Origin of the sequence: Nucisporomicrobium flavum, from assembly GCF_016464385.1 — a bacterium.
Taxonomy (GTDB): domain Bacteria; phylum Actinomycetota; class Actinomycetes; order Mycobacteriales; family Micromonosporaceae; genus Actinoplanes; species Actinoplanes flavus_A.
Genome location: NZ_JADMLH010000013.1, coordinates 39,290 through 50,855, shown reverse-complemented (window position 1 = coordinate 50,855; position 11,566 = coordinate 39,290). Strand labels below are relative to the sequence as shown.

Genomic DNA, 11,566 nt, shown 5'->3' with positions numbered 1-11,566 from the left:
ATCAACTGCCCAGGGGCGCCGGAGGTTGCGCGGCGGTACGCCCCTTCGCGGCCTGGATCTGCTCGTACACGCGGGTGCGCTGGGCGGTGAACCGAGGGTCGGCGCGGGTGTGCAGCTGGTCGCGGGCGGCCGGCAGGTCCACGGTCAGCTGATCCTGCACGACGGTCGGCGAAGCCGAGAGCATGATGACGCGCTGGCCCAGGTACACCGCCTCGTCGATGTCGTGGGTGACGAACAGGATCGTCACGCCGAGCCGCTGCCACAGCTCGCGGACGAGGTCCTCGAGGTCGGCGCGGGTCTGCGCGTCCACGGCCGCGAACGGTTCGTCCATGAGCAGGATCGACGGCTCGTACGCCACCGCCCGGGCGATCGCCACGCGCTGCTGCATGCCACCGGACAGCTGCCACGGGTACGCGGTCTGCGTACCGTCGAGACCGACCGCGGCCAGGGAGTCCGCGACCAGCGTGGCGCGCCGGGCCTTGGGGATCTTCTTCTGCTTGAGGGGCAGTTCGACGTTGTCACGCACGGTCATCCACGGGAAGAGGCTGCGGCCGTACTCCTGGAAGACGACCGCCATGCCCGGCGGTGGCCCGGCGACCTCGCGCCCGTCGACGCGCACGGCGCCGCCGGTGGGGTCGAGCAGCCCGGCGATGCAGCGCAGCAGCGTGGTCTTCCCGCAGCCGGACGGGCCGACGAGGCACACGAGCTCGCCGGCGTCGACGGTGAACGTCAGGTCGCGCAGCGCCTCCACCTCACGCCGGTCCGACCGGTAGACCTTCCGCAGGTCCTGGACCTCCAGCATGGTCGTCGTCCTCTCAGGAGCGGCTGGCGTCGCGCAGGCCGTGGTACCAGGCGAGCAGGAAGCGTTCGGCGAGGCGGAACAGCTCGGACAGCACGAAGCCGAGCAGCCCGAGCAGGATGATGCCGCTCCACATCTCGGGGATCGCGAAGCTGCGCTGGAACTGCACGATGGTGAAGCCGAGGCCGTTGCTCGCCGCGACCATCTCGCTGATCACCATGAGGATGATCGCGATGGACAGCGCCTGGCGCAGCCCGGCGACGATCTGCGGGGACGCGGCCGGCAGGAGCAGGTGGCGCAGCCGGGCGACGCCGGTGACGCCGTACGCGCGGGAGGTGTCGCTGAGCACGCCGTCGACGGCGCGCACCCCCTCGACGGTGTTGAGCAGGACCGGCCACACGCAGCCCGAGACGATGACGATGATCTTCATGCCGTCCCCGATGCCGGCGAAGAGCATGATCACGGGTACGAGCACGGGCGGCGGGACGGCCCGGAAGAACTCGAGCACCGGCTCGGCGGCGGCGCGCAGCCGGCGGTTCGCCCCGACGGCCACGCCCAGGGCGACGCCGAGCACCGCCGCGAGCGCGTAGCCGGCGGTGAGCCTGCCGAGGCTGGGCAGGACGTCCGCGCGCAGGCGCTCCGGGGTCCACGTGTCGGCGAACGCGGCCAGGATCGTGCGCAGCGGCGGGGCGTAGAAGTTCTCGCTGCCGAGGCTGGCGGCGTACCAGACCGTGAAGAGCAGGGCCGGCAGTGCCAGCAGCCGCAGCGCCCGCCTCACAGCGCCATCTCCGCGCGGACGGACTGGTGCCAGGACAGGAACCGGCGTTCGGCGTAGCGGGCGCCGATGTTGATGGCGACGCCGAGCAGGCCGGTGACCACGATCAGGGCGTACATCGTGGGCAGGGCGCCGGAGCTCTGCGCGACGGCGATCACCGAGCCGAGGCCGGGGGCGCCGATCACCAGCTCCGCGGTCACGGCGAGGACCAGCGCGACGGCGGCGGCGAGGCGGATGCCGGTGAACACGTACGGCAGCGCGGTCGGCCAGAGCACGTGTCGCAGCCGGGCCCAGGGACTGAAGCGGAAGCTGCGGGCGGTCTCGTCGGCGACCGGGTCGACGTCGGCCACCCCGTACAGGACCTGTACGAGGACCTGCCAGAACGCCGCGTACACCACCAGGAGCAGAGTCGAGCCGAGGCTCGTGCCGTACAGCAGGACGGCGAGCGGGATGAGCGCGACCGACGGGATGGGCCGCAGAAACTCCACGGTGGAGGCGGTCCAGGCGCGCAGCGCCGGCACCGCGCCGATGACCAGGCCCCCGGTGACCCCGGCGGCGACGGCGATGACCAGGCCGAGCGCCCAGGCGGTGAGGGTGTCGCCGACCGCGGCCCAGAACGCGGTGGTGCCCGCCTCGTCGGCGAGCGCGGTCAGGATCCGGCTGGTCGGGGGCAGGTCGGCGACCAGGCCCAGCCGGGGCAGCGCCTCGACGAGCAGGAGCAGCCCGGCCAGGCCGGAGAGCCGCAGGATCACGGCAGGATCTTCGTCAGGTCGGGGGTCGCGCCGGCGAAGATGCCGTCCTGCGCGCCGAGCTTCGCGAGCGTCTCGACCGAGGACCGGTTGATCGTGGTGGGCCACTTCGGCAGGGTCAGCGCGGCACGGACCTTCGGATCGATCTTCGTGTACGAGCCCAGCACCGCGCGCACCTCGTCGGGGTGCGCGTCGGCGTAGGTCAGCGACTCGTTCATCGCGGCGGTGAAGCGTTCGACGAGGTCGGCGTCGTCCGCGATCAGCTTCGTGGAGGCGAAGTACGCGGCCACCGTGAGGGCGGGCGCCGCGTCGACGTAGTTCCACGCCACGACACGGCCACCGGCGGCGGTGACGGCCGACAGCGACGGCTCGACCACCCACGCGGCGTCGACCTGGCCGGCCTCCAGCGCGGCGGGCATGTTCGCGAACGGTATCTCCACGAACGTGATGCCGGCCGGGTCGCCGCCGGCCTTGCGGACCGATTCGCGCACGGTGGTGTCGCCGATGTTCTTGAGCGTGTTGACGGCGATCTTCTTGCCGGCCAGGTCGGCGGGCTTGGTGATGGGACTGCCCTTGCGCACGGCAACGCCGCCGAAGTCCTTGCCGGCCTGCCCGGTGGAGGCGACGCCGTTGGCCACCACCTTGATCGGCACGTTCCTGGTCTGCGCGATGAGCAGCGAGGTGAGGTTGCTGAAGCCGAACTGGAACTGGCCGCTGACCACGCCCGGCACGATCGCCGCGCCGCCCTGGCCGCTCTCCATGGTCAGCTCGATCCTGCGCGCGGAGAAGAAGCCCTTCTGCTGCCCGAGGTAGATGGGCGCCACGTCGACGATCGGGATGACGCCGACCTTGACCTTGTCCGCTCCCCCGCTGTCCTTCCCCGCATCGCCGGAGCCGCAACCGGCCCCGGCCGCGGCGAGGGCGAGCACCGCGAGCCCCGCGATCCACCGGCGCATGGGCGGCCTCCTCTTGTCCGTGTGCGCTCTCCGCACGTAAGTTCTCATGGAGAACGGCCGCCGTCAATGACGGGCGTCGATGGAAGGGGTGGCGCATGCGGACCCAGGTCGGCATCATCGGCGCCGGACCGGCGGGCCTGGTCCTGGCCCGGCTGCTGCAGCGCGAGGGCATCGACGCGGTGATCCTCGAGCGCCGCTCCCGGCCGTACGTGGAGGGCAGGGTCCGCGCGGGGGTGCTGGAGCACGGCACCGCGGACCTGCTGGAGGACCTCGGGGTGGGCGCACGGATGCGGCGGGAGGGCATGGTGCACCGCGGCATCGAGCTGCGCTTCGCCGGCGCGGGCCACCGCATCGACCTGGAGGGCCTGACCGGCCGGACCATCACCGTGTACGGCCAGCAGGAGGTGGTCAAGGACCTCATCGCCGCCCGGCTCGCCGACGGCCTCCCGCTGCATTTCGAGGCGGAGGTGACCGGCGTCGACGGCACCACGGTGACGTACAAGCACGACGGCGTGGAACAGCGGCTGGAATGTGACGTCGTGGCCGGCTGCGACGGCTCGCACGGGGTCACGGCCGGCGCGCTGCCCGCCGGCGCGGTACGCCGGCACGAGCGGGTGTACCCGTACGCGTGGCTCGGCATCCTGGCCCGCGCGCCGGCGGCCAACGAGGAGCTGGTGTACGCGTACCACGAGCGCGGCTTCGCCCTGCACAGCATGCGTACGCCCGAGATCGTGCGGCTCTACCTGCAGGTCCCGCCCGGCACCGACCTCGCCGAGTGGCCGGACGAGCGGATCTGGGACGAGCTGCGCCGGCGCCTCGGACTGCCGCTCGTGGCGGGCCCGGTGCTCGAACGCGGCGTCACGCCGATGCGCAGCGTGGTCGTCGAGCCGATGCGCCACGACCGGCTGTTCCTGGCCGGGGACGCGGCGCACATCGTCCCGCCGACCGGCGCCAAGGGGCTGAACCTGGCCGTCGCGGACGTCCGGGTGCTCGCCGAGGCGCTGACGGCGTACTTCCGCGACGGGGACGAGAAGCTCATGGACGCGTACTCGGACACCTGTCTGCGGCGCGTCTGGCAGGTGCAGCGGTTCTCGAACTGGATGACGTCGATGCTGCACCAGCATCCCGGCGACGATCCGTTCGACCATGGGCTGCAGGTGGCGGAGCTCGCGTACGTCACCGGCTCCACCGCGGCCGCGACCACGCTCGCCGAGAACTACGTGGGGTTGCCGCGGTGATCGTCACCCTCGCCGAGGCCGTCGCCGAGCTGGTGCACGACGGCGACACCGTGGCCCTCGAAGGCTTCACGCACCTCATCCCGGTCGCCGCCGGGCACGAGATCATCCGGCAGGGCCGGCGCGGCCTCACCCTGGTCCGGATGACCCCAGACATCGTGTACGACCAGCTCATCGGCGCCGGCTGCGCGCGCAAGCTGGTGTTCTCGTGGGCCGGCAACCCGGGCGTCGGCTCGCTGCACCGCTTCCGCGACGCCGTCCAGCACGCCTGGCCGGGTCCGCTGGAGATCGAGGAGCACAGCCACGCCGGCATGGCCAACCGGTACGTGGCGGGTGCCTCCGGGCTGCCGTTCGCCGTGCTGCGCGGGTACACGGGCACCGACCTGCCCCGGCACACGGCGACGATCGCGCCGATCACCTGCCCGTTCACCGGCGAGACGCTGACCGCCGTACCGGCCCTCAACCCGGACGTCGGGATCGTGCACGCCCAGCGCGCGGACCGGCGCGGCAACGTGCAGTTCTGGGGCATCACGGGCGTGCACAAGGAGGTCGTGCTGGCCTCGGCGCGCTCGCTGGTCACCGTCGAGGAGGTGGTCGACGAGCTCACCCCGGCACCCGGCGCGGTCGTGCTGCCGGCCTGGGCGGTCACGCGGGTCGCGCACGTGCCCGGCGGCTCGCATCCCTCGTACGCGATGGGCTTCAGCGAGCGCGACAACGACTACTACCAGCACTGGGACACGATCAGCCGGGACCGCGCGGCGTTCGGCCGCTGGCTGGAAGGGCTCACCTCATGAGCTGGACGGCGGACGAGATGATGACCGTCGCGGCCGCCCGGGCGCTGCGCGGCGGCACCCGCTGCTTCGTCGGGATCGGGCTGCCCAGCACCGCGGCGAACCTGGCCCGGCGGACCCACGCGCCGGACCTGGTGCTGGTCTACGAGTCCGGCACGATCGGCGCCAAGCCGGACCGGCTGCCGCTGTCCATCGGCGACGGCGTGCTGGCCGAGACCGCCGACGCGGTGGTCAGCGTGCCGGAGATGTTCAACTACTGGCTCCAGCCGGGCCGCATCGACGTCGGATTCCTCGGCGCCGCCCAGCTCGACCGCTTCGGCAACATCAACACCACGGTGATCGGCGACGACTACGCCGACCCGCGGGTACGCCTGCCCGGCGCCGGCGGCGCGCCGGAGATCGCCGCGTCCTGCCGGGAGGTGATCGTGGTGGTCCGGCAGTCCCGGCGCACCTTCGTCGACCGGGTCGACTTCGTCACCTCCGTGGGGCACGGCTCCGGGCCGGGTGACCGCGCCCGGCTCGGCCTGCGCGGCGGAGGCCCGGCGCTGGTGATCACCGATCTGGGCGTGCTCGAGCCGGACCCGTGCGACCGTGAGCTGGTCCTGACCCACCTGCACCCGGGGGTCAGCCCGGAACAGGCCGTCGCGGCGACCGGCTGGCCGTTGCGGCTGGCACCGACCGTGAGCACCACCGAAGCGCCCCGCCCCGCCGAGCTGGCGGCGCTGCGGGCCCTGACCGGCTCCGCCGAGCACGAGGAGAGGACATGACGACGTCACCCCATCCCCCGCTGCTGTCGCCCGGCTACAGGTCGACGGTCCTGCGCGCGCCCCGGCAGCAGCCGATCCTGCTGGCACCTTCGCTCAGCGAGCTGACCGGCCCGGTGCTGGGCGAGGGACCGGTCGTGGCCGGCGACGCCGATTTGTCGGTGGACGGCTCCGGGGAGGCGCAGGGCCAGCGCATCGTCGTGCACGGGCAGGTACGCGACGCCGGCGGCCGGCCGGTCGCCGACCAGCTCGTGGAGGTGTGGCAGGCCAACGCCGCCGGCCGCTACCTGCACAAGTGGGACCGGCACGATGCGCCGCTCGACCCGCACTTCACCGGGCTGGGCCGCACGGTGACCGACGGGCAGGGGCACTACCGCTTCGTGACGGTGAAGCCGGGCGCCTACCCGTGGGGCAACCACCCGAACGCGTGGCGGCCGGCGCACATCCACTTCTCGCTGTTCGGACGGGCGTTCACCCAGCGCCTCGTCACCCAGATGTACTTCCCGGACGATCCGCTGTTCGCGTACGACCCGATCTACAACTCGGTGCCGGAGTTCGCGCGCGACCGGCTCGTCTCCCAGTTCGACCTGTCCGCCACCGTGGAGTCGTGGGCGCTGGGTTACCGGTTCGACATCGTGCTCAGCGGAAACTCCGCCACCCCGATGGAGACGTCATGAGCGCGGGGCCGACTCCTTCGCAGACCGTCGGGCCGTACCTGTCGATCGGGCTGACCTGGGCCGAGGGGCCGTACGTGGTCGCTGAGGACGCGCCCGGGGCGGTATGGCTGCACGGCCGGATCCGCGACGGCGCCGGCGAGCCGCTCCCCGACGCGCTGGTGGAGACCTGGCAGGCGGACCCGCAGGGGCGCTTCCACACGCCCGGGTTCCGGGGGTTCGGCCGGTGCGGCACGGACGACGACGGGCGGTGGGCGATCCGTACGGTCAAACCGGGCCCGGTCGAGGGTCAGGCGCCGCACCTCGTGGTCTCGGTCTTCGCCCGCGGCCTGCTGCACCGCGTCGTCACCCGGCTCTACTTCGCCGACGAGGCGGAGGCGAACGGCGGCGACAAGGTGCTGGCCACGGTCCCGCCGGAGCGGCGGCACACGCTGCTCGCCGAGCGCGACGACGAGGGCTACCGCTTCGACATCAGGCTGCAGGGTGATGATGAGACCGTCTTCTTCGACCTCTGACGGTGGCCTGTTCGACGGGGTGCTGGCCGCCGGGGCCGTCCGCGCCGCGGTGAGCGACGCCGCCTGGGTCCGCGCGCTGCTCGACGCCGAGGCCGCCCTGGCCCGCGCCGCCGCCCGCACCGGGCGCGCGCCGGCCGCTGACGCGGAAGTGGTCGTCGCGGCGTGCGCCGGGCTGGAGGTCGACGTGGCGGCGCTCGGCGTCGAGGCCGCGGAGACCGGCAACCCGGTGGTGCCGCTGGTCCGGCGGCTGCGGGCCGCCGTGCCGGGTGACGCCGCCGCGCTGGTGCACCGCGGCGCCACCAGCCAGGACATCGTGGACACCGCCGCCATGCTGGTCGCCCACCGCGCCCTCGGGCCGCTGCTGGACGATCTCGGCGCGGCGGCTGACCACGCGGCGAACCTGGCCGAACGGCACCGCGGCACGCTCGTCGCGGGGCGCACGCTGCTGCAGCAGGCGCTGCCGACCACGTTCGGGCTGGTCGCCGCGGGCTGGCTCACCGGCCTGACCGCCGCCCGACGCCGGCTCGCGGAGGTCCGCGGGCACCGGCTCGCCGCCCAGCTCGGCGGGGCCGCCGGCACCCTCGCGGCGTACGGGGGCGACGCGCTCGGGCTCGTCGCGGCGTACAGCGAGGAGCTGGGCCTGGCCGAGCCGGAGCTGCCCTGGCACACCGAGCGCACCCGGGTCGGCGAGCTGGCCGGGGCGCTGGGCACCGCGGCGGGCGCCGCCGGCAAGGCTGCCCGGGACATCGTGCTGTACGCCCAGACCGAGGTCGGGGAGGTGTCCGAGGGCGGCGGCGGGGGCGGCTCGTCGACGCTGCCGCACAAGCACAACCCGATCCACGCGATCAGCGCCTGCGCGGCGGCCGCCACCACACCGGGGCTCGTGGCGACGCTGCTCGCGGTGATGCCTCAGGAACACCAGCGGGCGGCGGGGAACTGGCACGCGGAGTGGCGGCCGCTGCGGGCGCTGCTCGAGGGAGCCGGTGCCGCGGCGTACCACCTGCGGGCCTCGCTCGGCGGGCTGCGGGTGGACCGGGACCGCATGCGCCGCAACCTCGAGCTCACGCACGGCGCGCTCCTGGCCGAGCGGCTCGCGGCGGCGCTGGGCCCGAAGGGACACGACCTGGTCCGCGAGGCCGTCGCGCGGGGCGACCTCGCGTCGGACCCGGCGATCACCGCCCAGCTGCCGCCCGCCGAGGTGGAGCGGCTGCTCGACCCGGCCGGCTATCTCGGCAGCGCCGACGCGCTGATCGACCGCGCGCTGCGGGACGCCCGGCGATGATCGGTCATCACCGGGTGGACGGCCCGCCGGAGGCGCCGCCGCTGCTGCTGATCAACTCGCTGGGCGCCGACCTGTCCATGTGGGAGCCGCAGATGCCGGCGCTGTCCCGCCGGTTCCGGGTGATCCGCTACGACACGCGCGGGCACGGGCGTTCCGCCGTACCCCCGGGCCGGTACAGCCTGGCCGACCTCGGCGGGGACGCGCTCGACCTGCTGGACCACCTCGGCGCTGCGCGGGCGCACCTCTGCGGGCTGTCGCTGGGCGGGATGACGGCGATGTGGCTGGCCGCGTACGCCCCCGAGCGCGTCGGCCGGCTCGTGCTCTGCTGCACGTCGGCGCTGCTCGGACCGCCGTCGTCGTGGGCCGAGCGCGCCGCCACCGTCCGTGCCCGCGGGACCGGGGCTGTCGCCGACACGGTCGTCGCCCGCTGGGTCACTCCGGAGTTCGCGGCGCTGCGCCCGGACGAGACCCGGCGGTTGCGGGACATGATCGCGGCGACCCCGGCGGCCGGGTACGCGGGCTCCTGCGCCGCCATCGAGGAGATGGACCTCCGCGCCGACCTGCCCCGCATCGCCGCGCCCACGCTGGTGCTGGCCGGCGCGGACGACCCCGCGACCCCGCCCGCGCACGGCGAGGCCATCGCCACCGCCGTCCCCGGCGCCCGCCTGGCCGTGCTCGACCGGGCGGCGCACCTGGCCACGTACGAGCGGCCCGCCGAGGCCACCCGACTGATCCTGGAGGCCCTGGATGGCTGACGCGTACGACGACGGGATGGCCGTGCGCCGCGAGGTCCTGGGCGACACGCACGTGGACCGGGCGGTGGCCGCCACGACGGAGTTCACCGAGCCGTTCCAGGACTTCATCACCCGGTACGCCTGGGGCGGCGTGTGGACGCGCGACGGGCTGGACCGGCGTACCCGCAGCTGCGTGACGCTGGCCGTGCTGACGGCCCTGCGCTGCCACGACGAACTCCCGATGCACGTCCGGGCGGCCCGGCGCAACGGCCTGAGCCCCCAGGAGATCGCCGAGGTGCTCCTGCACACCGCCGTGTACGCGGGCGTCCCCGCCGCCAACTCCGCCTTCCGCCTGGCGCAGCAGGTCCTCGGCGAAGAAGACCCCACGGCCGGTTAAGGTGCCTGCGATGAGCGACCAGCCCCGTGAGCCCCACTACGTGCAGTCCCTGGAGCGCGGGCTGGCGGTCATCCGCGCCTTCGACGCGCACCACCCCGAGCTCACGCTCAGCGAGGTCGCCCGCATCTGCGACCTCACCCGGGCCGCCGCCCGCCGGTTCCTGCTCACCCTCACCGACCTCGGGTATGTGCGCACCGACGGCCGGCTGTTCTCGCTCACGCCGCGGGTGCTCGAGCTGGGCTACTCGTTCCTGTCCAGCCTGTCGCTGCCCGAGGTGGCCGAGCCGCACCTGGAGCGCCTGGTCGCCGACGTCCACGAGTCGTCGTCGATGTCGGTGCTCGACGGCGACGACGTCGTCTACGTGGCCCGGGTGCCGACCCGGCGGATCATGACGGTGGCGATCAACGTGGGCACCCGGTTCCCGGCGTACGCGACCAGCATGGGCCGGGTCCTGGTGGCGAACCTGCCGGACGCCCACCTCGAGGCGTTCCTGGCCCGGGTGGCGCTGGAGCCGCTGACGGGCCGGACGGTGACCTCGGCCGAGGCGCTGCGTACCGAGCTCAAGCGGGTCCGCGAGCAGGGCTACGCGATCGTGGACCAGGAGCTGGAGGAGGGGCTGCGGTCGATGGCCGCGCCGGTGCACGACCGTACGGGCGCCGTGGTCGCCGCCGTCAACGTCTCCGTGCACGCCAGCCGGACCTCGGTGGGCTTCCTGCGGAGCACCCTGCTGCCCCGCCTGCTGGCCGCCACCGCGGCGATCGACGCCGACCTCCGGGTCACGGCACCCCGGCGCTAGTACGCCGCTTCTGCCGGTACATCGCGTGGTCCGCCTCGGCGACCAGCCGCTCGAGGTCGTCGCCGGTCCTCCCGAGCGCCCACCCGACGCTGGCGCCCACCCGGTGCACCCCGGTGGGGCCGCTGATCGGCTCGGCGAGCGCGGCGCGCAGCCGCTCCGCGGTCTCCGCGATCGAGGCGTGCAGGCCGGTGCCGGTGACCAGGGCCACGAACTCGTCGCCGCCGGTCCGGGCGATGACGTCGCCGTCGCGCAGGTGGTGGCGCAGCCGCTCGGCGACCACGCACAGCACCTCGTCGCCGGCCTCGTGCCCGGCGTCGTCGTTGACCTTCTTGAACCCGTCCAGGTCGACGACGAGCGCGGCGATCTCCACGCCGGGGCGGGACCGGATGGCCTCGGCGCGGGTGCGCAGCAGGGTGCGGTTGGCCAGGCCGGTCAGGCAGTCGTGGGTGGCCGCGTGCTCGGCCTCGGCCTGGCTGCGTTCGAGGGCCGAGTGCAGCCGCGCGTGCTGGATCGCGATGGCGGCGTGCTCGGCGAACAGGGCCAGGATCTCCAGTTGCTCCGGACCGGGCTTGCGCAGCCCATCGGGCAGGTCCACGCTCAGCACGCCGACCCACTCCCCGCCGGGCGCCATCAGCGGCGCGAACAGGCAGTCCATCGGGTGCCACCGGTCCGGGTCGTCGGTCTCGGCGATGTCGGGAACCCAGGTGTAGAGGCTGTCCGGCACGCCGGTGCGGTGGTCGACGAAGTACAACGTGCCCCACCGCTCGGCACGGCGGAACAGCTCACGCCAGTTCTCCGCCGAGCCCCGGCTGCCGAGCAGCTCGTCGCGCAGGTCGTCGCTGCCCGCCACCGCCACGGTGGTGTAGTCGCCGTTGTCCTCGGCGAGGTTGACCGCGGCCAGGCCGAACCCGGCCACCTCCACGACGCCCCACGCCACGGCGTCGAGGGTCTGGGTGAGGTCGAGGCTGGCATGCACCCGCTTGGTCACCGCGTGCAGGGTCCGGAGAGCCTGCAAATGGGTGTCGGCGCCCGCCATCCCACCTCCCTCGGCCAGGGTTTCGATCAACTGACCGTAGTCCATACCGTCACCAGTTGTGGA

General features: G+C 73.8%; 14 protein-coding genes. 9 read left to right on the top strand and 5 right to left on the bottom strand.

Translation table 11 applies throughout. The features are described 5' to 3' along the window. Position 1: 1 nt before the first annotated feature. Genes IT780_RS27545 through IT780_RS27530 form a run of 4 tightly spaced genes read right to left on the bottom strand, consistent with a single transcriptional unit; the run spans position 2 to position 3,279 of the window. Positions 2 to 802, bottom strand: a complete 801-nt coding sequence (locus tag IT780_RS27545; RefSeq protein WP_199514692.1) for an ABC transporter ATP-binding protein — start codon at positions 800 to 802, stop codon at positions 2 to 4. Positions 803 to 815: 13 nt separating this feature from the next. Continuing rightward, positions 816 to 1,577, bottom strand: a complete 762-nt coding sequence (locus IT780_RS27540) for an ABC transporter permease (protein ID WP_199514691.1) — start codon at positions 1,575 to 1,577, stop codon at positions 816 to 818. Beyond that, positions 1,574 to 2,326, bottom strand: coding sequence for an ABC transporter permease (locus IT780_RS27535; protein ID WP_199514690.1), 753 nt, complete (start codon positions 2,324 to 2,326; stop codon positions 1,574 to 1,576). Before IT780_RS27535 ends, IT780_RS27540 begins: the two co-directional genes overlap by 4 nt. Next, on the bottom strand, positions 2,323 to 3,279 hold the full coding sequence (locus tag IT780_RS27530; protein WP_199514689.1) for an ABC transporter substrate-binding protein: 957 nt from the start codon (positions 3,277 to 3,279) through the stop codon (positions 2,323 to 2,325). The genes IT780_RS27535 and IT780_RS27530 overlap by 4 nt, the downstream gene beginning before the upstream one ends. 95 nt (positions 3,280 to 3,374) lie before the next feature. Between IT780_RS27530 and IT780_RS27525 the strand changes: the two genes are divergently transcribed. From IT780_RS27525 to IT780_RS27485, 9 genes are read left to right on the top strand one after another with little or no spacing between them, the layout of a single operon-like run. Next, a complete protein-coding gene (locus IT780_RS27525; RefSeq protein ID WP_199514688.1) occupies positions 3,375 to 4,517 on the top strand; it encodes a 4-hydroxybenzoate 3-monooxygenase in 1,143 nt (380 codons plus the stop codon). After that, entirely contained in the window at positions 4,514 to 5,308 is a 795-nt protein-coding gene (locus IT780_RS27520; RefSeq protein WP_199514687.1) for a CoA transferase subunit A, read from the top strand. The genes IT780_RS27525 and IT780_RS27520 overlap by 4 nt, the downstream gene beginning before the upstream one ends. Beyond that, positions 5,305 to 6,072, top strand: coding sequence for a CoA-transferase subunit beta (locus tag IT780_RS27515; protein WP_199514686.1), 768 nt, complete (start codon positions 5,305 to 5,307; stop codon positions 6,070 to 6,072). Before IT780_RS27520 ends, IT780_RS27515 begins: the two co-directional genes overlap by 4 nt. After that, positions 6,069 to 6,746: a protocatechuate 3,4-dioxygenase subunit beta gene (gene pcaH / locus IT780_RS27510; protein WP_199514685.1), complete on the top strand. Its 678-nt coding sequence runs from the start codon at positions 6,069 to 6,071 to the stop codon at positions 6,744 to 6,746. Before IT780_RS27515 ends, pcaH begins: the two co-directional genes overlap by 4 nt. Next, positions 6,743 to 7,258, top strand: a complete 516-nt coding sequence (gene pcaG / locus IT780_RS27505) for a protocatechuate 3,4-dioxygenase subunit alpha (RefSeq protein ID WP_199514684.1) — start codon at positions 6,743 to 6,745, stop codon at positions 7,256 to 7,258. Before pcaH ends, pcaG begins: the two co-directional genes overlap by 4 nt. Beyond that, a complete protein-coding gene (gene pcaB / locus IT780_RS27500; RefSeq protein ID WP_233413620.1) occupies positions 7,230 to 8,540 on the top strand; it encodes a 3-carboxy-cis,cis-muconate cycloisomerase in 1,311 nt (436 codons plus the stop codon). Before pcaG ends, pcaB begins: the two co-directional genes overlap by 29 nt. After that, the gene (pcaD, locus tag IT780_RS27495) at positions 8,537 to 9,295 is read left to right on the top strand and encodes a 3-oxoadipate enol-lactonase (RefSeq protein ID WP_199514682.1); all 759 of its coding nucleotides are present in this window, start codon (positions 8,537 to 8,539) and stop codon (positions 9,293 to 9,295) included. The genes pcaB and pcaD overlap by 4 nt, the downstream gene beginning before the upstream one ends. Next, a complete protein-coding gene (pcaC, locus tag IT780_RS27490) occupies positions 9,288 to 9,671 on the top strand; it encodes a 4-carboxymuconolactone decarboxylase (RefSeq protein ID WP_199514681.1) in 384 nt (127 codons plus the stop codon). The genes pcaD and pcaC overlap by 8 nt, the downstream gene beginning before the upstream one ends. A gap of 10 nt (positions 9,672 to 9,681) precedes the next feature. Beyond that, complete coding sequence (locus IT780_RS27485) at positions 9,682 to 10,467, top strand: IclR family transcriptional regulator domain-containing protein (RefSeq protein ID WP_199514680.1); 786 nt, start codon at positions 9,682 to 9,684, stop codon at positions 10,465 to 10,467. Here the strand turns inward: IT780_RS27485 and IT780_RS27480 are convergent. Then, the gene (locus IT780_RS27480; RefSeq protein WP_199514679.1) at positions 10,448 to 11,503 is read right to left on the bottom strand and encodes a sensor domain-containing diguanylate cyclase; all 1,056 of its coding nucleotides are present in this window, start codon (positions 11,501 to 11,503) and stop codon (positions 10,448 to 10,450) included. The genes IT780_RS27485 and IT780_RS27480 overlap by 20 nt on opposite strands. Positions 11,504 to 11,566 lie beyond the last annotated feature (63 nt).

Coding starts and splice junctions, on each gene's coding strand:
- IT780_RS27545 (WP_199514692.1), bottom strand. CDS start 802: ATGCTGGAGGTCCAGGACCTGCGGAAGGTCTACCGGTCGGACCGGCGT.
- IT780_RS27530 (WP_199514689.1), bottom strand. CDS start 3,279: ATGCGCCGGTGGATCGCGGGGCTCGCGGTGCTCGCCCTCGCCGCGGCC.
- IT780_RS27525 (WP_199514688.1), top strand. CDS start 3,375: ATGCGGACCCAGGTCGGCATCATCGGCGCCGGACCGGCGGGCCTGGTC.
- IT780_RS27515 (WP_199514686.1), top strand. CDS start 5,305: ATGAGCTGGACGGCGGACGAGATGATGACCGTCGCGGCCGCCCGGGCG.
- pcaH (WP_199514685.1), top strand. CDS start 6,069: ATGACGACGTCACCCCATCCCCCGCTGCTGTCGCCCGGCTACAGGTCG.
- pcaG (WP_199514684.1), top strand. CDS start 6,743: ATGAGCGCGGGGCCGACTCCTTCGCAGACCGTCGGGCCGTACCTGTCG.
- pcaB (WP_233413620.1), top strand. CDS start 7,230: ATGATGAGACCGTCTTCTTCGACCTCTGACGGTGGCCTGTTCGACGGG.
- pcaD (WP_199514682.1), top strand. CDS start 8,537: ATGATCGGTCATCACCGGGTGGACGGCCCGCCGGAGGCGCCGCCGCTG.
- pcaC (WP_199514681.1), top strand. CDS start 9,288: ATGGCTGACGCGTACGACGACGGGATGGCCGTGCGCCGCGAGGTCCTG.
- IT780_RS27485 (WP_199514680.1), top strand. CDS start 9,682: ATGAGCGACCAGCCCCGTGAGCCCCACTACGTGCAGTCCCTGGAGCGC.
- IT780_RS27480 (WP_199514679.1), bottom strand. CDS start 11,503: ATGGCGGGCGCCGACACCCATTTGCAGGCTCTCCGGACCCTGCACGCG.